This window comes from Anaeromyxobacter dehalogenans 2CP-1 (genome assembly GCF_000022145.1).
Taxonomy (GTDB): domain Bacteria; phylum Myxococcota; class Myxococcia; order Myxococcales; family Anaeromyxobacteraceae; genus Anaeromyxobacter; species Anaeromyxobacter dehalogenans.
Genome location: NC_011891.1, coordinates 1759990 through 1781763 on the forward strand (window position 1 = coordinate 1759990; position 21774 = coordinate 1781763).

The following is a 21774-nucleotide window of genomic DNA, read 5'->3' on the forward strand; positions in this document are numbered from 1 at the left end:
CGGCGCGCGCCCGCGGCGGCCGTGGAATTGACCCCGGACAGGCCCGGAAGCTAGGCTCCGGCCCGTGCTCCTCGCCATCGACGTCGGCAACACGAACACGACCCTGGGCGTCTACGACGGCGCCGTGCTGCGCAGGCACTGGCGCGTGGAGACGAGCCACACCCGCACCTACGACGAGTACGGGATCCTGCTGCGCCAGCTGTTCGCCTCGGCCGGCCTCGAGCCGGCGCGGGTCTCGGCGGTGGTGATCGCGAGCGTGGTCCCGCCGCTCGCCTTCACCCTCGAGCAGATGTGCGTGCGGTACTTCGATCGCAAGCCCATGTTCGTCGGCCCGGGGATGAAGACCGGGATGCCCATCCTCTACGAGAACCCGCGCGAGGTGGGCGCCGACCGGGTGGTGAACGCGGTGGCCGCGTACGAGCGCTGGCGCTGCGCCCTGGTGGTGGTGGACTTCGGCACCGCCACCACCTTCGACGTCATCTCCGCGAAGGGCGAGTACCTCGGCGGCGCGATCTGCCCCGGGATCGGCATCTCCATGGACGCCCTCGCGCGCAGCGCGTCCAAGCTGCCGCGGGTGGAGTTCGCGAAGCCGCCCTCGGTCGTCGGCAAGAACACCGTCGCCTCCATCCAGGCCGGTCTGGTGTACGGGTACGTCGGGATGGTGGACGGGATCTGCGCGCAGATCGCGGCCGAGCTGGCCACGCCGCCCAAGGTGGTGGCGACCGGCGGGCTCGCGCCGCTCATCGCAGGCGTCTCCCGCAGCATCACCGAGGTGGACGAGCACCTCACGCTGGAGGGGCTGCGGATCCTCCACGAGCGCAACCGGTGACCGCCCAGGCGACCCCAGCCGCGGCGCCGCGCGGTGCCGCCCCGGCGCGGAGCCTCCTCGACGAGGGCCTCGCCGCCTTCGTCGCGCGCGACGTGGGCGCGGCGCACGCCGCGTTCGAGCGCGCGCACCGCAGGGACCCGCGCGACGCCCGCGCCATGTCCTGGTACGGCGTGACGCTGGTGCTCGTGGAGAGGAACTCGAACCTGGGCGTCACGCTGTGCGACCAGGCGCTGCGCGCCACCGGGCCGGATCCGGAGCTCCTGCTCAACCAGGCCCGCGTGCACCTCGCGCTCAACCAGCGCGAGCGGGCCGTGCGCGCCATCCTGCGCGGGCTCGAGCTGTGGCCGCGCGACGCGAGCCTCTGCATGGCCCGCGACACGATCGGCATCCGCCGCCCGCCGGTGATCGGCGCCCTGTCGCGCAACAACCCGCTGAACCGCTTCCTCGGGCGGATCCGGCACCGGTGGCAGCGGCGCCACGCGCCGCTCTACGAGATGTCGCCGGTCGCGCTGGGCTTCGCGCCCGCGCCCGCGCAGGCCGCCGGCACGCCGCCGCCCGCGCCCCTGCCGCTGGAGGTGGAGGCGAAGCCGGCCGCGGTCGAGCCGTCCGTCGAGCCGCCGGTGGAGCCGCCGGCGGAGCCCACCCCATCCGACGCGGCCGCCGCCTTACCCGCCGGCGACGGGCCGGCACCGTCCGGGCCCGCCGCCGCTGCGTCCCCCGTATCCGACGAGGCGCCGAGCGCGCCCGCGCCTGCCGACTCCGGGCCCGCCGCGCAGGACGCCACTGCGCCCGCGGCCGCGGAGCCGGACGGGCCTCGAGAGGTCGAACGCTGATGCCGGACTGTCCGCTCCCGCTGGAGACCCTGCCGAAGCCGCTGCAGAAGCACGCCGATCCGAAGGCCCCGCTGCCGCTCCGCACCATGGGCGCCAAGGGGCTCGTCCCGGCGGTGGCCGCCGCGGACCTGGCCACGCTCCTGTTCATGCTGGCGCACGACCCCGAGGCCGCGGTGCGCGAGACGGCGGCGAAGACCGCCGAGGGGCTGCCCGAGAAGATCTGGAGCGTGGCGCTGCGCTCGGACGAGGTGCCCGGGCCGGTGCTGGACTGGATGGCCGACCGGCTCGCGCAGCGCGAGGGCGCGCTCGAGCTGGTGCTGCTCAACCCGGCCACGCTCGACGGGACGGTGGCCCGGCTCGCCGCGATCGTGCCGCAGCGCCTCGCCGAGATCGTCCGGCAGAACGAGCTGCGCCTGCTCCGGCACGAGCCCATCGTGCGGGCGCTGTGCGCGAACCCGCACGTGCTCGCGTCCACCGTGGACGGCGCCTGCGACTTCTGCGTTCGCAACGGGCTCACGCTGCTCGACGTGCCGCAGATGGTCGAGGCGCACAAGCGCGTCCACGGCGTCGATCCCACGGTGAGGCCGCCGGAGCCGGGCGAGACCGCCGCCGCGCTGATGGCCGAGTACGCGGACGAGCTGGCGCGCGACGGGGCCGGCGAGGGCCCGCCGCCCGCGGCGGAGACCGAGGAGCAGTCCACCCGCAAGCTGAACATCACCCAGCGGGTGATGCGCATGAGCGTGTCGGAGAAGATCAAGCTCGCCACGCTCGGCAACAAGGAGGCCCGGACGCTGCTCCTGCGCGACGCGAACAAGCTGGTGTGCATGGCGGCGGTCACCAGCCCCCGCATCACCGACGGCGAGATCCTCTCGCTGGCCAACTCGCGCACGGTGAGCGCCGACGTGCTGCGGCACATCTACGGCACCCGCGAGTACCTGAAGACCTACGCCATCAAGATCTCGCTGGTGAAGAACCCGAAGGTCCCGCTGCCCACCGCGCTCAAGATGCTCACCACGCTCCAGGAGAAGGACATCAAGGAGCTGGCCCGCGACCGGAACGTGCCGCAGACGATCCAGGCACAGGCGAAGGCGTGGATGATGAAGAAGGAGCAGGCGGCGCGCGGGCCGGTGGGCGGGAAGCACTAGTGGCCGGGAGCCCCGAGGCGGCGGGCGCGGCGCCGGTCCGCGTCGGGCGCGCGGTGTGGCTGTCGGCGGCGACCATGTCGTCGCGGGTGCTGGGCCTCGTCCGCGACCAGCTCTTCGCGATCCTGATCGGCGCGAACCGGTTCTCCGACGCGTTCGTGGTCGCGTTCCGGATCCCCAACCTGCTCCGCGACCTGTTCGCCGAGGGCGCGCTCTCCTCCGCGTTCGTGCCGGCGTTCGCGGACGCCCACCGCAACCGGGGCCGCGACGCCGCCTACCGGCTCGCCAACACGGTGGTGGCGCTGGTGCTGCTGGTGGTGGGGAGCATCACGCTGCTCGGCGTCGCCTTCGCCGGCCCGCTCGTCGCGCTCATGGCGCCGGGCTACACCGCCGACCAGGCGGCGCTGGCCGCGCACCTCACCCGCATCATGATGCCGTTCCTGCTCCTCGTCTCGCTCTCGGCGGTGGCGATGGGCATGCTGAACGCGCAGGGGCGCTTCACCGCGCCGGCGGTGGCCCCCGCGCTCTTCAACGTGGGGTCGATCGCGGTGGGCATGGGGCTGTGGCTGGCCGGGCTGCCGCCGGAGCGGGCGGTGGTGGGCTGGTCCATCGGCACGCTGCTCGGCGGCGCGCTCCAGCTCGCGGCCCAGCTCCCCTCGGTCCGCGCGGTGGGCTACCGCGCCCGGCCGGCGCTCGCGGCGGGCGCGCTGGCCGATCCCGGCGTGCGCCGCATCTTCCGGCTGATGGGCGCCGCGGTGGTGGGGCTCTCCGCCACGCAGGTGAACATCCTCGTCAACACCATCTTCGCCTCGCACGAGGAGGGCGCGAACACCTGGCTCCAGATGGCGTTCCGCCTCATGCAGCTCCCGCTCGGCGTGTTCGGCGTGGCGATCGCCACGGTGGCCGGCGCGGGCGTGGCGCAGCGGGCGGCGGCGCGCGACATGGACGCGGTGCAGGACACGCTCGGCTCGGCGCTGCGGCTGGTCGCGTTCCTGAACGTGCCCTCGGCGGTGGGGCTGGCGGTGCTGGCCCGGCCCATCATCTCGGTCATCTACGAGCACGGGCGCTTCGGCGCGGCCGACACCGACGCCACCGCCGCGGCGCTGGTCTGCTACGCGGCCGGGCTCTACGCCTACTCCGCGGTCAAGGTGCTCGCGCCGGCGTTCTACGCGCTCGACCGGGCCCGCGTGCCGGTGGTGGGGAGCGTGCTCGGCATGACCTCGAACGTGGTCCTGAACCTCGCGCTGTACCCGGTGCTCGGGTACCGCGGCGTGGCGCTCGGGACCTCGCTCGCGGCGCTCGCGAACTTCGCGGTGCTGCTGTTCTCCTGGCGGCGGCGGCACGGACGGCTGGGCGGGGAGGGGCTCGCCCGCCAGCTCGGCAAGGTCCTGCTCGCCTCGGCGGCGCTGGCGGCGGTCGCCTGGGCGGCCGAGCGTGGGCTCGCCACGCTGCTCCGCGACCACCGCGGCGTCCCGGCCCAGCTCGCCCTCGCGTTCGGCCCCATCGCGGCGGGCGGCCTCGCCTACCTCGCCGCGGCGCGGGCCCTGCGCATCGCCGAGCTCGACGAGCTGCTCGCCGGGCTGCGCCGGCGCCGGGCGCGCCGGGCCTGATCCGGCCCCGCCTCCCCGGGGTTTGGCCGCGCGTGTGCGCGCGGCCTACCTTGCCGCGAGGGCGACCGGCGAGGGTGAACATGGAAAACGGCGGCAGGGGCGGGGAAGGCACGATGGACGAGATGCGGCACCGGGCGGAGGAGCTGGCCGGGGGCATGCAGGAGCAGCTCGAGGGGCTCCGCGGCTATGCCGAGGACGCGGGCGAGTGGATCCGCGGCTTCGCGCGCGAGCGGCCCATCGCGGCCGTCGCCATCGCCGTCGGGCTCGGGTTCCTGGCCGGCCGGCTGCTCTCGCGGACCTGAGCGGAGGGGTGATGGAGCGCGAGCGGGGGGCGGGCGGCATGGAGGCGGGCGAGCTGGGCGACGTGGCGGACGCGCTGCGCGAGCTCGGCGACGAGGCGCGCGAGTCGGTGGCGCGGCTCGCGGAGCAGCTGGACCTGGAGCGCCGCATGGCCGAGTCGCCCATGGCGGTCCTGGGCGTGGCGGCCGCCGCGGGCATGGTGCTGGGCGGCGGGCTGTGGCCTCTGCTGCGGCCGATGGTGCGGATGGCGGCGCGCGCCGCGCTCTCGCCGACGAACCTGCTCGCGCTCGGCGCGGCGGTGGGCGCGATGCGGGCGGCGCGGGCGCGGGAGACGGCGTCCGCAGGCGCAGGGCCCGAGGGCTCCTCCGCGCCGTCGACGCATTGATCGCGCGCAGCGCAACGTCGACTCGGGAATCGGGCCCGCCCGTCGCACCCGCGTCCTCCACGTTGGGGCGCCGGGTTGACCCGGGCCGCGCGCGCGCGCACCTTGGACTCCTCTCCTCCGGGCCGGGGTCAGTGACATGATGGACGTGACGCGCGGGGCACGCGGCGAGCTCGTCATCCGGATCGAGGGCGTCTTCGATCGGCAGGCCGCGAGCCGCCTCTCGGGGTGGCTCGGCGAGATCCCCGCCTCCGCCCCGCTGCTGCTCGACTTCTCGGGCGTGCGCGAGGTGCAGGACCTGGGCGTCGCCGCCATGGCGGGGCAGCTCTGCGGGCGCGAGACGGTCGAGGTGGTGGGCCTGGGCCGCCACCAGCACCGGCTGCTGCGCTACCTCGGGGTCACGCTCGCGCCGCCGGTCGGCGACGAGGAGGCGCTCGGGTAAGGCCGAGACCGCTCGATCTGGATCGCTGCTGCGGCGCACGCTGGCTGCCTGCGCCGGGCAGACTCGTCCCTGCGCTGCTCGACGTGCCTACGGGCACGCCTGCGCTGCTCGGTCCTCGTGTGCCCGGCTCGGCGACGCCATCGCGTGCCTCGCGACGCGACCAGATCAACCGGGCTCGGCTGGCGCGCGGCGCCGCTACTCGCGCACCAGCGGCGAGGCGGCGCGGCGCTCCTTCTCGGCGGCCGGGTCCGCGGGCAGCCCCTCGTCGAGGAGCTGCGCGGCGATCGCGAGCGCCTTGCGGACCTTGTCCTTCACCTTCTCGTCGCCCTTGATCTTCTGGTACGCCTTGAGGACGCGCTCCTCGTTCTTGGCGTTCGCGGCCTCCAGCTCGGCCACGCGCCGGCCCAGCTCGGCGGTGCGGTTCTCCACCTCGCCGCGGGCGCCCTCGGCCTCGCCGCGCGCCACCACCAGCTCGGTGCGCAGCTCCTCCAGCTCGCGCTCCATCGCCTCGGCGCGCGCCGCGGCCTCGGCGGCGGCCGCCGCCTCCGCGGCTCGCTTGCGCGCGGCGTCCTCGGCCTCCAGCGCGCGCGCCTCGGCGTCCTCGGCGCGCCGCTCGGCGTCGCCGGCGGCGCGCTCGGCGCCGGCCAGCCGGTCGCGCAGCTCCGCCAGCTCGCGCTCCACGGTCTCCGCCCGGTCGGCGGCGTCCCGCGCCTCCTCGCGCGCCCCGGCCAGCTCGGCGCGGGCGCGCTCGGCCTCGGCCTCGGCCGCGTCTCCGCGCGCGCGGAGGGCGGCCTGCTCCGCGGCAGCGCCCGCGGCGGCGTCCTCCGCCTGACGGAGCTGCGCGCGCAGCGCCGCGAGCTCGGCCGGATCGGCGCCGGCACGCGCCGCGGCCGGCGCGGGGGCCGGCGAGTCCTCCAGCAGCCGGATCCCGGCCGCGCGCAGCGCGTCGGCGCTGGCGCCGCGCACCGACGGGCGCGCCGGCGCGGGCGGCTCGTCGGCGAGCGCGCCGAGCGCCGCGTCGGCGTCGAGCAGCGAGAGGCCGCCGTCGGCGTCGTCCGTGCCGGCCAGGCCCGCGGCGCCGGGGAGGTCGTCGGTCGGGTCGAGCAGCGACGGGTCCAGCGGGTCGTCCACCGCCGCCGGGCCGTCGCCGAGCCCGAGCGCCAGGTCGAGCGCGTCGCCGGGCCGCTCCGGGCTCGGCGCCGCGATCCCGTCGAACGCCTCGTCGAGCAGCGCCAGGTCGTCCGCCGCCGGACCTGCGGCCGCATCGCCCGGCTCGTCCGGGAGCGCGTCGAGGTCGAGCGCGGGGAGGTCCGCCTCGGCGAGGTCCGAGACGGCCTCGAGCCCCATCTCCTCCTCGAGGGAGACGATCTCCTCGTCGGCCTCGAGCGGCTCCTCGCCGAGGTCGGGCAGCCCCACCAGCGCGCCGAGCTTCTCCAGCAGCGCCGCGGCCGGGAACGGCTTCAGCAGGTACTCGTCGGCGCGGACCTTCAGCTTGCGGTGGTTCTCGAACGTCTCCTCGGTCGCCTCGGCGCTGGTGAGCACGAGCGGCGTCGCCTTCAGCGCGTCGTCCTTCTTCAGCTTCTGGCAGACGAGGTAGCCGCTCATGCCCGGCAGCTCGACGGAGAGGACCACGCCCGCGGGGGCCCACTCGCGCGCCAGCTCGATCCCGAGCTTCCCGTCGCCGGTGACGCGCACGTCGAAGCCGCTCGCCTCGAGCGCCTTCGAGAGCTCGGCGGCGAACGCGGCGTCGTTCTCGATGAGCAGGATCTTCGTCGGCATCAGGCGGACCCGGGCACGTGCGGGAGGGGACGGCGCGCGCGCCGCGCACGTCGCGCACCGCGCGGAAAATGCTGGTGAATCTTAACCGCCGCGCGGTGCGAGGTCAAAACGCGGGCCGGCGTCGCGGGTCGTCCCCGCGACCACATCCGCGGCACGCGATCGACCGCTATCGGCCGCCGGCGGCTTCCGCCTGGGCGGCCTGGACGAGCCTGAACAGCGCGTCCTCGTCGAGGTCCGAGACCAGCGAGTAGACGATCTCGTCCTGGCGCCACACCGCCACGTTGTACCCGCGCGCGTTGACCACCCGGACGACCTGCGGACCGACCTTCACCTCGCGGCCGGGCGTGTCGAAGCGGCGGTCGGGGTCGTCCACGATGAACAGCCCGGCCTGCCCGCGCGGGAGCTGGTAGCGCACGTAGGCGGCCGGCCACTCGCGCAGGTTGGAGAGCCGCGCACCCTCGACGCGCGCGCCGCCGCCGTCGAAGTGCGGCAGGGCGGGGTGGAAGTCGAGCTTGCCCGCGAACCAGCCCGGCATGGCCGCGGCGTCCACCTCGAGCGGCAGCGCGCGGTGGTGCACCCGGATCGCGTCGTCCACCAGCGCGGTGTCGCCCCGGTGACCCGCCAGCACCACCAGCGCGCCCATGGCGCAGGCGGCCACGGCGGCCGCGGGGACCGGCTGGAGCACCCGGCGCCAGAGCGGCCGGCGCTCGTGCGCGAGCGAGGTGCGGACGCGCGCGCGAAGGGCCGGGGGCGCGCAGCCGGCGGCGGCGGGCGAGGCCATCGCCTCGCGGAGCTTGGCGCGGAGCGCGAGCCGGAGCGCGCCCTGGCGGTCGGCCATGGCGCGGCACGGCGTGCAGGCGGCGAGGTGGGCCTCCGCCTCGGCGCGCTCGCGCTCGTCGAACTCGCCGTCCAGGTACGCGTCGATCGATCGCTCGAGCTCGCGGCAGTCCATGGCGGCGATGAGCGTGGAGTCGATCCGCATTCGAGGCCCTCTGGCCGGGATCCTAGGCCGACTTGCCGCGGCGGCGCCGGTACGTCTCGAGGTCGATGCTCTCGCCGTCCTCGGACTCCGGGAGCTGGATGACCCCGGAGACCACGGCGTAGCTCGCCAGCGCCTTCTGCAACAGCCGGCGTCCACGGTACAGCCGGCTCATCACCGTGCCGACCGGGACGTCGAGGATCTCGGCGATCTCCTTGTACGAGAACTCCTGCAGGTCCGCGAGGATCACGACCATCCGGAAGTCGATGGGCAGCGAGTCCACCGCCTTCAGGACGTCGTCGGAGAGGAGCCGGTCGAAGAAGTACTGCTCCGGGTTGGCCGCGTACTCGGCCGCCTCGCGCGACACGAACCGCTCGTGAACGGCGTCGCGCTCCGACCCCTCGACGATGTTGCGCTCCTTCACCGACCGTCGATACTGGTTGATGAAGGTGTTGGTCAGGATCTTGAACAGCCACGCCTTGATGTTCGTGCCGCGCTCGAACTTGTCGAAGAAGCGGTAGGCGCGCAGGAACGTGTCCTGGACGAGATCCTCGGCGTCGCGGTCGTTCTTGGTGAGCCGCAGCGCCGCCGAGTAGAGGGGGTCGATGTGCTTGAGCGCGAGCTCCTGGAACTCGTCGCGGGTCAGGTCGTTCTGTCGGAGGTCGAACATTTCGGGCTTGATCTCTTCTAATCCCGGACGACGCACACCCGCTTCCGAATCAGGCCACTCGACCTGGGAAACGGCCCATCGCCCGGGGAGATTCCCGCGCGTCGTCCGTCCGATCGCAGGACCGGAGGGGGGGAGGGCGAGCGCGCGGAAAGGACTCGGGATTCCTAGCATCCCGGCGGTCGGGGCGAAAAGCCCCGGGCGCGGGAGCCGGCAGGGGGTCCCCGCGGCCCCGGCGCGGCGCGCGCCGGCGTGGTAAGACCCTCGGCCCGCCGCCGCGCCCGCGCGGGTGAATCGCGACGACGCCCATGCCGAGACTCCTCTTCGCCGACGACCGGGGAACGGTCTACGACCACCCCACGCTGCTCGCGGCCGCGCGCAGCGGCGACGCGGTGCTGCGGCCCGCGGAGCGCCCGCTCCCGCTGCCGGAGGGCGCGACGCTCTGCCTGCTCCCGGGGCGGCGGCCGGTCGGCGTGGACCCGGAGACCGGCGCGAAGGTGGTGCTCCAGGACGTGAAGCTCGGGCGCCGCCGCGTCGTGCCGCACGCCGTCGGGGCCACGCTCCCGCCGGGCTACACCCGTACGCTGCTCCCGGCCGCGGCGCGGCCGCCGCTCGCCACGCTGGACGAGGCGCCCACGCTCCCGCAGTGGGCCTACACCGCGGCGGGGCTGGGCGAGGACGGACCGGTGGTGTGGGCGCTCCACACCGACCGCCGCTCGCACTGGGACCCGTCGCGCCACTCCACCCCGGACCTGCCCGCCAAGGTCGAGCGGCTGGTCTCGACCGGGAACCCCATCTACCGCCAGCTGGCGCGGTGCGCGCTGGAGTGGCGCTGCTTCACCGCGCAGAACACGTTCTACGGCCGCGACGAGGGCGCCATCCCGTCGTCGGCCGCATGCAACGCCGCCTGCGTGGGCTGCCTGTCCGAGCAGGACGAGGGGATGCCGCCCTCCTCGCACGAGCGGATCGCGCGGCCGCCCACCGCCGCGGAGATGGCCGACGTGGCGGTCCGCCACCTGGAGCGCGCCACCGGCCGGGTGATGGTCTCCTTCGGACAGGGCTGCGAGGGCGAGCCGCTGCTGCGCTGGAAGGAGATCGAGAAGGCCATCCGGCTCATCCGCGCGCGGACCCGGCGCGGCACGCTGCACGCGAACACCAACGGCTCGCTGCCCGAGGCGCTGGCGCGGCTGGTCGCGGCCGGGCTGGAGTCGGTGCGCATCTCGCTGAACAGCGCCTCGCCCGACCTGTACGCCGCCTACTACCGGCCCACCGGCTACGGGCTCGAGGACGTGGTGCGCGGCGTGCGCGCCGCGAAGGCGGGCGGCGCCTACGTGGCGCTCAACCTGCTCACCTTCCCCGGCGTCACCGACCGCGGCGGCGAGGCGGAGCGGCTCTGCCAGCTGGTGGCGGACACGGGCGTGGACCAGGTGCAGACCCGGCCGCTCGCCATCGATCCGGACGTCTACATGGCGATCGCCCGCGACCGCGGCGCGCCCGGCGAGGCGCTGGGCATCCCGGCGCTGGTGCGCGCGCTGAAGCGGGCGCGGCCGGGGCTGGTGGTGGGCAACTTCTCCCGCGCGCGGAGCGAGCGCGGGGCGCGGCGACGGCCGGCCTCGCCGGCCCGGCGCCGCCGCACGGAGGCGAGATGAAGGCCGAGGCCGAGCTGCCGCTGCGCAAGGACCTGGCGCGCCACCTGCGCGCCGGGCACCCCTGGGTGTTCCGCAAGGCGGTGGAGCGCGCGCCGGCGCGGCTGCCGGCGGGCACGATCGTGGACGTCACCGAGGACGGCCGCTTCGTGGCCCGCGGCTACTACGATCCGCACTCCGCCATCTCGGTCCGCATCCTCACCCGCGAGCCGGCCGAGGCCATCGACGCCGCGTTCTGGCGCCGGCGCGTGGCGCGGGCGGTGGCGCTGCGGAAGGAGCTGGTGCGCGACACCACCGGCTACCGGGTGGTGCACGGCGAGGGCGACGCGCTGCCCGGCGTCGTCGCCGATCGCTACGACCGCCACGTGGTGCTGAAGCTCTACTCCGCCGGCCTCACCCCGCACCGCGCCGAGATCGTCGAGGCGCTCCACGCCGAGCAGGAGGGCGTGGCCGGCGTGTTCGGCCGCGACGAGATCCCGCGCGACGACCAGGACGAGGGCGAGGGCGACGGGAGCGGGCGCGTGCTGTGGGGCGCCGAGCCGCCGGAGCGGATCGCGATCGACGAGCACGGGATGAAGGTGCTGGTGGACGTGCGCCGCGGGCAGAAGACCGGCCACTTCCTCGACCAGCGCGAGAACCGGCGCATGGTGCGCGACCTGGCCCGCGGGCGGGCCGAGGCGCTCAACCTGTTCGGCTACACCGGCGGCTTCTCGGTGGCGGCGGCGCTGGGCGGCGCCGGGCACGTGGTCACGGTGGACGTGGACCGCGACGCCATCGCGCTCGCGCGCGAGAACTTCCGCGCCAACGGCCTCGACGCGGCCGACCACGCGTTCGCCGCCGAGGACTGCTTCGAGCTGCTCGCCCGCTACAAGCGCGAGGGGCGCCGCTTCGACCTGGTGGTGTGCGATCCGCCCGCGTTCGCGAAGTCGCAGAAGGCGGTGGAGGGCGCGCTGGCCGGCTACGCCTCGCTGAACCGGGCCGCGCTCGCCGTGCTCGCGCCGGGCGGGCTGCTCGTCACCGCGAGCTGCTCGGCGCGCGTCTCGGCGGAGCAGTTCGCCGACGCGGTCAAGGAGGCGGCCTACAAGGCGCGGGTGGACCTCGCGCTGGTGGCCGAGACCCGGCAGCCGCCCGATCACCCGGTCTCGCTGCAGTTCCGCGAGGGCCGCTACCTGAAGTGCATGGTGCTGCGCCGCGCGGGGTAGCTACCGGCGCGACGGCGGGGCGTGCCCGCCGAGCGCGCCGGCGAGCGCCTCGGGCTCGTCCAGCGTCACCTCCACGAAGCCCTGCGCCGGCCGCGCCGAGATCGTCACCGGCACGCGCCCGGCGTCGGTCTTCACCCACGCGCGCGCGCCGGCGACGGAGCGGCCGGTCTCGTGCACCTCGTCCACGGTCCGGCGGATGGTGCACTCGCGGCAGTGCTCCGCCTTGCCGCAGCCGCCGGGGAGGCGCGATCGGGAGCAGGCCATCGCCTCGCCGCAGCGCAGTCCGCGCAGCTCGGCGCGCGGCCGGTGCAGCACGTCCGCCAGCCGCTCGCTCGCGGCCACCACGCGCCCGCCGCCGTCCACCACCATGACCGGCACCGGCAGCAGGTCGAGGTACTCGCCCAGCTTCAGCCCGCCCCACAGCTTCGCGAAGTACGCGTCGCACTCCGGGCACATGCCGTGGCTCACGCCGACGGCCTCGCCGGGCGACTCCCGCAGCAGCCGGTGGCAGTAGGAGCAGACGACCTTCATGCCGAACTCCCGCGTGCGGCGCGGCTCGCGCGCCACGACGGGAGCCTGCGACCGGCGCCGCCGCGCGTCAACGCCCGGAGGGAGCCGCGCGGCCGAGCGCCGCGGTGCGGCCGCCGCATACATTCACGATGCGTGACCCGGGTGCGTCAGATTGGGCCGCTGCCCCGCGCCGCCGGCCGCGCCCGCGGGGACCTCGCCCGGTCCCGGGGCGCAGCGCTCGCTCAGATCGCGTCGCCTGGCGCAGGGCCGGCGGGCTCGTCGCAGCCCTCCATCGCCTGCTCGAGCAGCGCCGGCAGGCGGCCGCGCCGCTGCGCCGCGAGCAGCGCGTCGAGCTCGTCCCAGCGGGCCTGCGGGCGCGCGCGCAGCAGCGACCGGTAGGCGCGGAGCACGCTCTCCACGCCCGCCGTCTGCACCGCCAGCCAGTCGTCCGCGCTGCGGGGGTGCTCGATCTGGAAGGCTGCCATGCCGAACATCGACTGCACGAAGAGGATCTTCCCGAAGCGGCTGCCGTCGTCCTCGGCGAGCGGGTCGAGCGGGCCCGAGCAGCCGCGCACCTGGATGTCCGGGATCTCCACGATCCACTGCAGCAGCCAGCGGCGGTCGGCCGCGGCCCGGCGCGCGAGCGGCTCGCGCTCGAGCCGGCGGGTCACGTCGACCGCCTTGCGGCGCTCGGTCGGGGTGGAGGGGCCGCGCTCCCCCCGGGCGGGAACGGCGGCGAGCAGCGCGGCGAGGCTGGCGGTGACGAGGAGGGTCCGGTTCACGCGGGGCTCCATGGGAGGTCGTGGGGAGGAAGATAACCGCCCGAGGCGGCCGGGACCGCACCGCGCGCGGGCCTCAGGGCGCGTGAATCCATCCCCGGACCGAGCCAGGCGGTCGAGCCGCGAGCAGCGCGAGGCGCGACGACCGAGCATGCCCGTAGGCATGTGAGGGAGGAGCAACGACGCGATGCGACGCGGACCGGCCGCCGCGGCGACGGGAGGGGATGGGTTCACGTGCCCTTCAGGGCGCGGGCACGGTGGGGGCCGGACCGGGGGGCACCGGCGGCGCAGGGGTGCGCCCGCCGCCCAGCGCGGCCACGAGCGCGAGCGCCGCGAGCAGCGCCATGCCCAGCGACGCGCTCGCCCATACGCCCTGCGGCAGACGCGCCAGCCGGAAGCGGAGCGACGGCTGTGCCGGGTCGCGCCGCTCCAGCGCGGCCGCGGCGGGCGGCGGCGGGGGGGTGGCGTTCCGGAACGCGCGCAGCAGGAGCGCCAGCGCCACGCCGCCGGCCACCAGCGTGGCGACCATCTGCCCGGTGGCGGGCGCGCCGGCGGCCTCGTCCGCGCCCGAGCCGGCGGAGGCGAGCGCGGCCCCCGCCGCGAGCGCGTTGTTCATCGCGTGCGCGGCGACCGCGTTCCAGGTGTTGCCGCTGCGCAGCGCGAGCCAGCCGAACAGGAGCCCCTGCAGCAGGAGCGCGGGGAGCCGCACCGGGTCGAGGTGCAGGAGCGCGAAGAAGATCGTGCCTGCCGCGAGGCCGGCCGCCGGGCCGCGGCGGAGGGCGACCGTCCGCTGCAGGTACCCGCGGAACGCGACCTCCTCGCAGACGGGCGCGAGCAGCGCCGCCGCGGCGGCGATGGCGTACCGCTGCGGCCCCGGCGTCTCGAACAGCCGGCCCACGTCGAACAGCTCGGTGACGCGCGGGGGGAGCACCTCCACCCACGCGAACATGAGCGCGTTCGCGACCAGGAACCCCGCCGCGCCCGCCAGGGCCGCGAGCGCCAGGGGCACGCCCGCCGGGCGCGCCAAGCCGAGGTACGGCACCGCCCGCAGGTTCGAGCCGAGCGCGGCCGCGAACGCGGGCAGCAGGAACACGAAGAGCTCGCTCCAGGCCAGGCCCGCCGCCGGGTGGAGCTGCTGGGCCAGGATGCCCGGGCCGTACAGGAGCAGGAGCACCGCGAAGAAGGCGAGGCCGCTCTTGCGGAACGGCGCGGCCGCGGGACCGCCGGGCTCGCCGGCCTCCGGCGCGGGCGCCGGGGAGGGAAGGGGCGGCGAGGGCGGGGGCGCGTCGCCCTGCGACGGGCCGGGACGGGAGGGATCCACTCGGGCGGATGATAGCCGCGCCGGGCGCCGCGCGCGCCCTCGTCTGCGCCGGAACGCGGGTAAGATGCGCGCATGGACTTCCGCAACCGGACGGTGGTGGTGTGCGTGGGCGGCGGCATCGCCGCGTACAAGGCCTGCGACCTCACGCGACTCATCGTGAAGGGGAACGGCAAGGTGCGCGTCGCCATGACCCCGGCCGCGACCCGCTTCGTCGCCCCGCTCACGTTCCAGGCGCTGTCCGGCGCGCCCGTGCTCACCGACCTGTTCGAGCCGGCGGCGGACCTCACCTACGGCCACCTCGAGATGGCGCGCGTCGCCGACCTGGTGGTGGTCGCGCCCGCCACCGCCGACCTGATCGCGCGGATCCGCGCCGGCATGGCGGACGACGCCGTCACCACCGCGGTGCTCGCCGCCACCTGCCCGGTGCTGCTCGCCCCCGCCATGAACACGCGGATGTGGCGCAACGTCGCGACGCAGGAGAACCTGGCCGCGCTGCGGGCGCGCGGGATGCACGTGGTCGGCCCGGCCGCGGGGCTGCTCGCCGACGGGGACGTGGGCGAGGGCCGGCTCGCCGAGCCGCAGGAGATCGCGCTCGCCGCCGCGCGGCTGCTGGGACGCCAGGACCTGGCCGGGCGCAAGGTGCTGGTGACCGCCGGCCCGACCCGCGAGCCCATCGACCCGGTCCGCTTCGTCTCCAACCCGTCGTCGGGGAAGATGGGCTATGCGGTGGCGCGGGTGGCGGCCCGCCGTGGCGCGCAGGTGACGCTCGTGTCGGGGCCCACCGCGCTGGAGGACCCCTCCGGCGTCGAGGTGGTGCGCGTCGAGACCGCCGAGGAGATGGCGCGCGCGGTCGAGTCGGCCCAGGCGGAGATGGATCTGTTCGTGGGCGCGGCCGCCGTGTCGGATTACCGGCCCGCCGCGCCGGCCGCGCACAAGCTCAAGAAGAAGCCGGGCGAGGAGACGCTGGTGCTCGCGCGCACGCCGGACATCCTGGCCGGGCTGGGCGCGCGCCACGCCGGCAGGCCCGGCGCGCCGGTGCTGGTGGGGTTCGCGGCGGAGACCGAGGAGGTCATCGCGCGCGCCCGCGAGAAGCTGAAGGGCAAGCGCTGCGACCTGGTGGTGGCGAACAAGGTCGGCGCCCCGGGCGCCGGCTTCGGCGGCGACACCAACCGCGTGGCGCTCGTCTCGGCCGCCGAGCTGGCCGAGATCGAGGGGACGAAGGACAAGGTCGCCGAGGCGATCCTGGACTGGATCCTGCCCGTGCTCGACGCGCGCCGCCCGCGAGGCTGAGCCTACGCCGCCAGCTTCGCGATCGACGGCGGCAGGATCAGCTTGCCGTTGATGCCGCGCCGGAAGCTGAGGCGCGTCTCCTCGGCGATGTCGGCCGCGTCGCGGAACGGGATCCGGTGCCGCGCGGTCCGCTCCTTGAGCTGCTTGCGGAGGTCGGTCGCGAGCCGGATGTTCCGGGCGCCGGTGGCGTCGGCCCGCGCGGCCTGGCTGCGCTCGCCCTCGGCGAGCAGCCCCAGGATGGCCTGCACCGCGAGCTCGTTCGTCTCGGTCACGAGATCGGGCTCGAGCACGAGGTTGCGCTCGCGCGCCAGCGCCAGCCGCGACACGTGGTGGAACCCGCCCATGCGCGCGCTCACCAGCAGCGAGCGGAACAGCTGCCGCGAGACGCCGAACGGGATCACCGACGCGCCGGTGAGCGTGCGCGCCAGGAAGTCGTCGTGGCCGCGGATGGCGCGGGTGGACACCTGGCGCGCCAGCCGCGACAGGTCGCGGTCCATGCGGCGGTCGTAGCGCAGCTCCCAGTAGGCGTGGCGGGTGTTGGTCTTGTGGAACGACGCGACCGTCTTGAACGGCACGAAGTAGTTGTGCGCGACGGTGTCGGCCGAGAGGTGCGCGAGGAAGCCGAGCGCGAAGGCCTGCTCGGCCCCGGGCTTCGCCTGCTTGAACACGTTGAAGCCCACGCGCCAGTTGTGACAGTGGTACAGGTAGCGGGCCATGTTCTTGCCCACCACGATGTCCGCCGCGAGGGAGCCGTAGAGGAACTCGTTGCCGAAGTCCTGCAGGACCATGCGCAGCGATGGCTGCGCCACCCCGAGGTTCGCGAGGGCCTGCGCCGAGAAGTTCAGGTGCGCCAGCGGCCCCCACGCCTGGGCGTCGGAGGGCCAGGCGAGGATGGCGACGGCGGCGGCGGCGAGGGTGGCGGGGAGGAGCAGGCGGAGCAGCTTCATCGGGGTTCGATTCTAGGTTTCGCGCGGCCGCGGCCGCAACGCGCGGTACCTGTTTTTTCGAGGGGTCAGGTGGGCGAAGCGCGTTCAGGGGAGGCGGTGTCGGACGTGGCGGCGGAGCTGGCGCGGCACCTGCGCTGGCTGGAGGCCGCCGGCGTGCGGGAGGTTCCCGTCCCGGTGCTGGCGGTGGAACCGCCGGCGCCGGCTGCGCATGCCCGGCAGGCCGGGCCAGCGGCCGAGCGCGGCGCCTCCGCCGGCCGGGCCACGGCGTCCCCCCCTCCTCCTGGTCAGCAGGCCCCACCTGCGGGACCCCGGGAGGCGCCCGCCCGCACGCCTGCGCCCGTGGCGCCCGCCCCGGTCGCCGGCGCCCACCGCATCGGGGAGAAGGGCTGCGGGAGCGCGGCGCTCGTCCAGGTCCGCGACGCGCTCGGCGACTGCCGCCGCTGCAAGCTCGCCGGCGGCCGCACCACGCTCGTGTTCGGGGTGGGGAACCCGCAGGCCGAGCTCGTGTTCGTGGGCGAGGGGCCGGGCGCGGACGAGGATCGCGAGGGCGAGCCGTTCGTCGGCAAGGCCGGCCAGCTCCTCACGAAGATGATCCAGGCGATGGGGTACCAGCGCGAGCAGGTGTACATCGCGAACGTGGTGAAGTGCCGCCCGCCCGGGAACCGCAACCCGGAGCCGGACGAGATCGAGGCCTGCGAGCCGTTCCTGCGCGCCCAGCTCGCCGCGATCCGGCCGCGCGTGGTCGTCGCGCTGGGCAAGTTCGCGGCGCAGACCCTCCTGCGGGACACGACCCCCATCACCCGGCTCCGGGGCCGCTGGCGCGAGTACGAGGGCATCCGCCTCATGCCGACGTTCCACCCCGCCTATCTCCTGCGCAGCCCCGAGGAGAAGAAGAAGGCATGGGAGGACCTGCAGCTCGTCATGAAGGAGCTGGGCCAGCCGCCGCCCGGGAGGTGAGCATGCGCCTCGGCGAGATCGCTCGCGCCACGAGATCCGCCGTTCCCCGCCGCGCCCGCGCCGCGCTGCCGCTGCTGTGCGCCGGGCTCCTCGCCGCCGGCGCCGCCGCGCGCGCCACCGGGGCCGCCGCGCCTCCGGCGTCCCCGGCCGCCAGGCCGGCGCGGGTCCTGTCCGCGACGGTGAAGGGGCCCATCACCGGCGGCACCGTCGAGTACCTCGAGGCGGCCCTGGCGCGCGCCCGCACCGGCGCGTTCGCGGCGCTGGTGGTGACGCTCGACACGCCCGGCGGCCAGCTCGACGCGACGCGCGAGATCGTCCAGGCCATGCTCGCCACCGAGGTGCCGGTGATCGTGTGGGTCGGCCCGGCCGGCGCGCGGGCCGGCTCGGCCGGCGTGTTCCTCACGCTCGCGGCCGACGTGGCCGCGATGCACCCGACCTCCAACATCGGCGCGGCGCACCCGGTCACCGGCGCGGGCCGCGACGTGGCCGAGGAGGCCGGGAAGGACATGGCGAAGAAGGTGGAGAACGACACCGCCGCCTTCGCCCGCAGCGTCGCGGCCGCCCGCGGGCGGAACGCGGACTGGGCCGAGAAGGCGGTGCGCGAGAGCGTGTCGGTCACCGCCGAGGAGGCGCTCCGGCTGAAGGTGGCGGACCTGGTCGCGGCCGACCTCTCCGAGGTGCTCGCGAAGGCCGACGGGCGGAAGGTGGGCCAGGGGGCCTCGGCGCGCGCGCTCCGGGTGGCCGGCGCGGCGATCGAGCCGTACGAGCCGACGGTGCGGCAGCGGCTGCTCGGGTTCCTCGCCGACCCGAACGTCATGGCGATCCTGATGCTGGTGGGGATGCTCGGGATCGCGGTCGAGTTCTACCACCCCGGCATGATCTTCCCGGGCGCGGCGGGCGGCTTCTGCCTGTTCCTCGCGTTCCTCGCCATGCGGGTCATCCCGGTGAACGTGGGGGCGGTGATCCTGCTCCTCACCGGCGTGGGGCTGCTGGTGGCGGAGGCGTACGTCACCGCGCACGGGCTGGCGGGGCTGGCCGGCGCGGCGTGCCTGGTGCTCGGGACGCTGTTCTTCGTGAACACCTCCGCGCCGGGCGACTGGTTCGACCCCGGCGCGCTGCGGCTGTCACCCTGGGTGATCTGGCCCACGCCGGCCGCCCTGGCGGTCCTGCTCGCGTTCATGGCCTGGAACATCGCGCGGGTGCGGCGCGCGCCCTTGCGCCTGGGTGCGCCCGGCCTGGTGGGCGCGGCCGGCGAGGCGCTCTCCGAGATCGGCCCGGCCGCGGGCGAGGCGTTCGTTCACGGTGAGTACTGGCAGGCCCGCAGCGCCGCGCCCATCCCGAGCGGCGCCGCGGTGCGGGTGGTGGCCGTGGAGGGGCTGACGGTCACGGTGGTGGCCGCCGCGCCCGGGAAGGGCTAGAACGGAGCGCACGCGCGCCGCTCACCCGGGGTGACGCCGCGCAGGGAGGAAAGCATGCCGCTCCTCGGAGTCGCCGTCCCCGTCGCGCTGGTGGTCATCTGGTTCCTGTCCGGCGTCCGGATCGTGAACGAGTACGAGCAGGGCGTGGTGCTGCGGCTGGGGCGCTTCGCCGGGATCCGCACCGCGGGCCTGAAGTGGATCGTCCCGTTCATCGACCGGATGATCATCATCGACATGCGCATCACGGCCGAGCAGGTGCCGCCGCAGGACGTGATCACGCGCGACAACGTGTCGGTGAAGGTGAACGCGGTCATCTACTTCCGCGTGCTGCAGGCCGACCGGGCGTTCCTCCAGGTCACCGACTTCCTGTTCGCCACCAGCCAGTTCGCGCAGACCACGCTGCGCTCGGTGCTCGGCCAGGTGGAGCTCGACGACCTGCTCAGCCAGCGCGACAAGATCAACCGGCAGCTCCAGGAGATCATCGACCGGCACACCGAGCCCTGGGGCGTGAAGGTGACCGCGGTGGAGGTCAAGCAGGTGGACCTCCCCGACGAGATGCGCCGCGCCATGGCCAAGCAGGCCGAGGCGGAGCGCGAGCGGCGGTCGAAGGTCATCGCGGCCGAGGGCGAGTACCAGGCCGCGGAGAAGCTGGGCCAGGCGGCCGACGTCATCGCCCGCTCGCCGGGGGCGCTGCAGCTCCGCTACCTCCAGACGCTGGTCGAGATCTCCGCCGAGAAGAACTCGACCATCGTGTTCCCGCTCCCCCTCGACATCGTGAAGCCGTTCATGGACGCCGCCGCCCGCCTCCCCGGAGGGCCCAGGACGGAGGGGTGAAATAGGCGCGCGCGGCGCGCGTATGGGCCAGGGTCCGCTCTGGGGAGAGAGGACCCGGTGCGGGGAGCGCGGCGGCGACGTCGCGCTCCCCCGCGCCTCGCACCTGCCGTCGGAGGACTCCGCATGCGCCTCGCCGTCGCCGCCGCCCTCGCTGCCCTGACCGCCCCCCTCTCCGCCGTCGCCGTGGACGGCGACGGGCACGTGGTGCACCAGCGCCGGGAGGTCCCGGCCTTCCAGTCCATCCAGCTCGCCGGCTCGCTCGACCTCGAGGTGAAGGTCGGGCCGGCCCGGTCGGTCGTGGTCGTGGCCGACGAGAACCTGCAGCCGGAGATCGTCACCGAGGTCCGGGGTGGCACGCTCACCATCCGCAACGAGCGCGACCTCCGCTCGTACCGCGGGCCGCGCGTCGAGGTCACCGTCCCCGCGCTCGAGCGGCTCGCGCTCGCCGGCTCCGGCAACGCCTCGGTCGACGGCGCGCGCGGCGACCAGGTGCTCTCCCTGAGCGGCTCCGGCCACCTGCGCTGGACCGGCACCGCCGGGAAGCTCCGGGTGGAGCTCGCCGGCTCCGGCTCCGCGGAGCTGGACGGGCGCGCCGATCGGCTGGAGGCCGCGGTGAAGGGCTCGGGCGAGATCCTGGGCCGCCGGCTCGCGGCCCACGACGCGGCGGTGCAGATCTCCGGCTCGGGCGACGCCGAGGTGACCCTGGCCGGCGGCGCGCTCCGCGCGTCGGTCGCCGGCTCCGGCGACGTGCGCTGGTGGGGCGAGGGCCGGGTGGAGCAGGCCGCCGTGGCCGGCTCCGGGCGCATCACCCGCGGGTGAGCTCCGGGCCCGCGCGGCTACAGGGCGGCGTGCACCACCCCATCCCGCCCGATCCAGGCCCGGCTCATGGCCTCGGTGCAGAACGCGAACCCCGGGTCGCCCGCCGGGCCGACCAGGATCAGGCCGCCCTCGCCCTGCACGCGCGCGGCGAGCATCCGCACCGCCTCGCGGGCCGCCTCCGCCGGCGTGGCGCCCGCGGCCACCCGGTCGGCCGCGTACCGCGCCAGGGTCACCTGGATGACGCGCTCGCCGTGGCCGGTGCAGGAGACCGCCGCCGAGGCGTCGTCCGCGTAGGTGCCGGCCCCGATGATGGGCGTGTCGCCCACGCGGCCGGCGCGCTTCAGCATCATCCCGCCGGTGGACGTGGCGGCGGCGAGGTGGCCCCGCGCGTCGCGCGCGGCGGCGCCGACCGTGCCGTGCCCCGGCCTCGACCGCGCCGCGTCGCGCTCCGCCTCGAAGCGGACCCGCTGCGCGGGCGTGACGAGCGCCGCGGGGTCGCAGGGCGGGATGCCCACCTCGCGGGCGAACGACGACGCGCCCTCGCCGGCGAGCAGCACGTGCGGCGAGCGCTCCATCACCGCCCGGGCGAGCGAGACCGGGTTCGCCACGTCGCGCACCGCCGCCACCGCCCCGCAGCGGAGCGTGGCGCCGTCCATGATCGAGGCGTCGAGCTCGACCGTCCCGTCGGCGGTGAGCGCGGCGCCCCGGCCCGCGTTGAACAGCGGGTCGTCCTCCAGCACCCGCACCGCGGCCTCCACCGCGTCGAGCGCGGCGCCGCCCCGGGAGAGGATCTGCCAGCCGGCCGCGCAGGCGCGGCGGAGCCCCTCGAGCCGCGGCGCGTCGGTCCCGCGGTCGGGGCTGGGCTGCCCCGCGCCGCCGTGGACCACGAGGACCGGTGTGACCGTGGGTGATGGCGTCATGGGCTGGAGCGTAGCGGCGGGCCCGCCGCGGGGGCAAGGCGGCGCGCGGCGCGGGGGAGGCGCGCGGACGCGCCCCGGGGCGCGCTGCCCGACACGCAGATCCCGCCCACCGCCGCAACGAACCGTACGGGGCGCGGCGCCGGCGACGGGCTCCGACGATTGGTTGAC

General features: G+C 75.7%; 22 protein-coding genes. 14 read left to right on the top strand and 8 right to left on the bottom strand.

The features are described from left to right. Nucleotides 1-64: 64 nt before the first annotated feature. The 7 genes from A2CP1_RS07895 (at nucleotide 65) to A2CP1_RS07925 (ending at nucleotide 5538) form a co-directional block, all read left to right on the top strand. Entirely contained in the window at nucleotides 65-829 is a 765-nt protein-coding gene (locus tag A2CP1_RS07895; protein ID WP_012525528.1) for a type III pantothenate kinase, read from the top strand. Beyond that, nucleotides 826-1662, top strand: coding sequence for a tetratricopeptide repeat protein (locus tag A2CP1_RS07900; protein ID WP_012632851.1), 837 nt, complete (start codon nucleotides 826-828; stop codon nucleotides 1660-1662). Before A2CP1_RS07895 ends, A2CP1_RS07900 begins: the two co-directional genes overlap by 4 nt. Beyond that, entirely contained in the window at nucleotides 1662-2807 is a 1146-nt protein-coding gene (locus tag A2CP1_RS07905; RefSeq protein ID WP_012632852.1) for a hypothetical protein, read from the top strand. The genes A2CP1_RS07900 and A2CP1_RS07905 overlap by 1 nt, the downstream gene beginning before the upstream one ends. Beyond that, nucleotides 2807-4414 carry a murein biosynthesis integral membrane protein MurJ gene (gene murJ, locus A2CP1_RS07910; RefSeq protein ID WP_012632853.1) on the top strand — a complete coding sequence of 536 codons (1608 nt, stop codon included), beginning with the start codon at nucleotides 2807-2809 and terminating at the stop codon, nucleotides 4412-4414. The genes A2CP1_RS07905 and murJ overlap by 1 nt, the downstream gene beginning before the upstream one ends. A gap of 113 nt (nucleotides 4415-4527) precedes the next feature. Then, nucleotides 4528-4716, top strand: a complete 189-nt coding sequence (locus tag A2CP1_RS07915; RefSeq protein WP_232288394.1) for a glycine zipper domain-containing protein — start codon at nucleotides 4528-4530, stop codon at nucleotides 4714-4716. 11 nt (nucleotides 4717-4727) lie between these two features. Then, entirely contained in the window at nucleotides 4728-5099 is a 372-nt protein-coding gene (locus A2CP1_RS07920; protein ID WP_012632854.1) for a hypothetical protein, read from the top strand. A gap of 136 nt (nucleotides 5100-5235) precedes the next feature. Next, on the top strand, nucleotides 5236-5538 hold the full coding sequence (locus A2CP1_RS07925) for an STAS domain-containing protein (protein ID WP_012525534.1): 303 nt from the start codon (nucleotides 5236-5238) through the stop codon (nucleotides 5536-5538). A gap of 195 nt (nucleotides 5539-5733) precedes the next feature. Here the strand turns inward: A2CP1_RS07925 and A2CP1_RS07930 are convergent, their stop codons facing one another. The 3 genes from A2CP1_RS07930 to A2CP1_RS07940 all read right to left on the bottom strand — a co-directional run bounded on the left by A2CP1_RS07930 (nucleotide 5734) and on the right by A2CP1_RS07940 (nucleotide 8966). Next, complete coding sequence (locus A2CP1_RS07930; RefSeq protein WP_012632855.1) at nucleotides 5734-7317, bottom strand: response regulator; 1584 nt, start codon at nucleotides 7315-7317, stop codon at nucleotides 5734-5736. Between the two features lie 166 nt (nucleotides 7318-7483). Continuing rightward, nucleotides 7484-8299 carry an anti-sigma factor family protein gene (locus tag A2CP1_RS07935; RefSeq protein WP_012632856.1) on the bottom strand — a complete coding sequence of 272 codons (816 nt, stop codon included), beginning with the start codon at nucleotides 8297-8299 and terminating at the stop codon, nucleotides 7484-7486. 22 nt (nucleotides 8300-8321) lie between these two features. Beyond that, nucleotides 8322-8966 (bottom strand): sigma-70 family RNA polymerase sigma factor, encoded by a 645-nt coding sequence (locus A2CP1_RS07940; protein ID WP_012632857.1) that lies wholly within the window; start codon nucleotides 8964-8966, stop codon nucleotides 8322-8324. Nucleotides 8967-9271: 305 nt separating this feature from the next. Between A2CP1_RS07940 and A2CP1_RS07945 the strand changes: the two genes are divergently transcribed. Together A2CP1_RS07945 and A2CP1_RS07950 are read left to right on the top strand one after the other, a co-directional pair. Further along, the gene (locus A2CP1_RS07945; RefSeq protein WP_012632858.1) at nucleotides 9272-10612 is read left to right on the top strand and encodes a radical SAM family protein; all 1341 of its coding nucleotides are present in this window, start codon (nucleotides 9272-9274) and stop codon (nucleotides 10610-10612) included. Further along, on the top strand, nucleotides 10609-11811 hold the full coding sequence (locus A2CP1_RS07950; RefSeq protein WP_012632859.1) for a class I SAM-dependent rRNA methyltransferase: 1203 nt from the start codon (nucleotides 10609-10611) through the stop codon (nucleotides 11809-11811). Before A2CP1_RS07945 ends, A2CP1_RS07950 begins: the two co-directional genes overlap by 4 nt. On the opposite strand, the gene A2CP1_RS07955 is transcribed toward A2CP1_RS07950, so the two are convergent. The 3 genes from A2CP1_RS07955 to A2CP1_RS07965 form a co-directional block, all read right to left on the bottom strand. After that, entirely contained in the window at nucleotides 11812-12378 is a 567-nt protein-coding gene (locus A2CP1_RS07955; protein WP_245530012.1) for a PAS domain-containing protein, read from the bottom strand. 185 nt (nucleotides 12379-12563) lie between these two features. Next, the gene (locus A2CP1_RS07960; protein ID WP_245530013.1) at nucleotides 12564-13103 is read right to left on the bottom strand and encodes a hypothetical protein; all 540 of its coding nucleotides are present in this window, start codon (nucleotides 13101-13103) and stop codon (nucleotides 12564-12566) included. Nucleotides 13104-13341: 238 nt separating this feature from the next. Then, a complete protein-coding gene (locus A2CP1_RS07965) occupies nucleotides 13342-14421 on the bottom strand; it encodes a CPBP family intramembrane glutamic endopeptidase (RefSeq protein ID WP_012632862.1) in 1080 nt (359 codons plus the stop codon). A 72-nt stretch (nucleotides 14422-14493) separates the two neighbouring features. On the opposite strand from A2CP1_RS07965, the gene coaBC reads away from it, so the two are divergent. After that, nucleotides 14494-15711 carry a bifunctional phosphopantothenoylcysteine decarboxylase/phosphopantothenate--cysteine ligase CoaBC gene (gene coaBC, locus A2CP1_RS07970; RefSeq protein WP_012632863.1) on the top strand — a complete coding sequence of 406 codons (1218 nt, stop codon included), beginning with the start codon at nucleotides 14494-14496 and terminating at the stop codon, nucleotides 15709-15711. A 2-nt stretch (nucleotides 15712-15713) separates the two neighbouring features. Here coaBC and A2CP1_RS07975 read toward each other — a convergent pair whose 3' ends face one another. After that, a complete protein-coding gene (locus A2CP1_RS07975; protein ID WP_012632864.1) occupies nucleotides 15714-16658 on the bottom strand; it encodes a zinc dependent phospholipase C family protein in 945 nt (314 codons plus the stop codon). A 339-nt stretch (nucleotides 16659-16997) separates the two neighbouring features. Between A2CP1_RS07975 and A2CP1_RS07980 the strand changes: the two genes are divergently transcribed. The 4 genes from A2CP1_RS07980 (at nucleotide 16998) to A2CP1_RS07995 (ending at nucleotide 20686) form a co-directional block, all read left to right on the top strand. Then, entirely contained in the window at nucleotides 16998-17615 is a 618-nt protein-coding gene (locus A2CP1_RS07980; RefSeq protein ID WP_012632865.1) for a uracil-DNA glycosylase, read from the top strand. Nucleotides 17616-17617: 2 nt separating this feature from the next. Beyond that, nucleotides 17618-19033 (top strand): NfeD family protein, encoded by a 1416-nt coding sequence (locus tag A2CP1_RS07985; protein WP_012632866.1) that lies wholly within the window; start codon nucleotides 17618-17620, stop codon nucleotides 19031-19033. Between the two features lie 54 nt (nucleotides 19034-19087). Next, complete coding sequence (locus A2CP1_RS07990; protein ID WP_012525547.1) at nucleotides 19088-19867, top strand: slipin family protein; 780 nt, start codon at nucleotides 19088-19090, stop codon at nucleotides 19865-19867. Between the two features lie 123 nt (nucleotides 19868-19990). After that, nucleotides 19991-20686, top strand: a complete 696-nt coding sequence (locus A2CP1_RS07995) for a head GIN domain-containing protein (protein WP_012632867.1) — start codon at nucleotides 19991-19993, stop codon at nucleotides 20684-20686. A gap of 17 nt (nucleotides 20687-20703) precedes the next feature. On the opposite strand, the gene A2CP1_RS08000 is transcribed toward A2CP1_RS07995, so the two are convergent. Then, complete coding sequence (locus tag A2CP1_RS08000) at nucleotides 20704-21606, bottom strand: isoaspartyl peptidase/L-asparaginase family protein (RefSeq protein WP_012632868.1); 903 nt, start codon at nucleotides 21604-21606, stop codon at nucleotides 20704-20706. Between the last annotated feature and the right edge of the window lie 168 nt (nucleotides 21607-21774).

What these genes read in the sequence shown, in the direction of transcription:
- A2CP1_RS07905 (WP_012632852.1), top strand. Translation starts at nt 1,662, where the DNA reads ATGCCGGACTGTCCGCTCCCGCTGGAGACCCTGCCGAAGCCGCTGCAG.
- A2CP1_RS07915 (WP_232288394.1), top strand. Translation starts at nt 4,528, where the DNA reads ATGGACGAGATGCGGCACCGGGCGGAGGAGCTGGCCGGGGGCATGCAG.
- A2CP1_RS07920 (WP_012632854.1), top strand. Translation starts at nt 4,728, where the DNA reads ATGGAGCGCGAGCGGGGGGCGGGCGGCATGGAGGCGGGCGAGCTGGGC.
- A2CP1_RS07925 (WP_012525534.1), top strand. Translation starts at nt 5,236, where the DNA reads ATGATGGACGTGACGCGCGGGGCACGCGGCGAGCTCGTCATCCGGATC.
- A2CP1_RS07930 (WP_012632855.1), bottom strand. Translation starts at nt 7,317, where the DNA reads ATGCCGACGAAGATCCTGCTCATCGAGAACGACGCCGCGTTCGCCGCC.
- A2CP1_RS07935 (WP_012632856.1), bottom strand. Translation starts at nt 8,299, where the DNA reads ATGCGGATCGACTCCACGCTCATCGCCGCCATGGACTGCCGCGAGCTC.
- A2CP1_RS07940 (WP_012632857.1), bottom strand. Translation starts at nt 8,966, where the DNA reads ATGTTCGACCTCCGACAGAACGACCTGACCCGCGACGAGTTCCAGGAG.
- A2CP1_RS07945 (WP_012632858.1), top strand. Translation starts at nt 9,272, where the DNA reads ATGCCGAGACTCCTCTTCGCCGACGACCGGGGAACGGTCTACGACCAC.
- A2CP1_RS07950 (WP_012632859.1), top strand. Translation starts at nt 10,609, where the DNA reads ATGAAGGCCGAGGCCGAGCTGCCGCTGCGCAAGGACCTGGCGCGCCAC.
- coaBC (WP_012632863.1), top strand. Translation starts at nt 14,494, where the DNA reads ATGGACTTCCGCAACCGGACGGTGGTGGTGTGCGTGGGCGGCGGCATC.
- A2CP1_RS07975 (WP_012632864.1), bottom strand. Translation starts at nt 16,658, where the DNA reads ATGAAGCTGCTCCGCCTGCTCCTCCCCGCCACCCTCGCCGCCGCCGCC.
- A2CP1_RS07985 (WP_012632866.1), top strand. Translation starts at nt 17,618, where the DNA reads ATGCGCCTCGGCGAGATCGCTCGCGCCACGAGATCCGCCGTTCCCCGC.
- A2CP1_RS07990 (WP_012525547.1), top strand. Translation starts at nt 19,088, where the DNA reads ATGCCGCTCCTCGGAGTCGCCGTCCCCGTCGCGCTGGTGGTCATCTGG.
- A2CP1_RS07995 (WP_012632867.1), top strand. Translation starts at nt 19,991, where the DNA reads ATGCGCCTCGCCGTCGCCGCCGCCCTCGCTGCCCTGACCGCCCCCCTC.
- A2CP1_RS08000 (WP_012632868.1), bottom strand. Translation starts at nt 21,606, where the DNA reads ATGACGCCATCACCCACGGTCACACCGGTCCTCGTGGTCCACGGCGGC.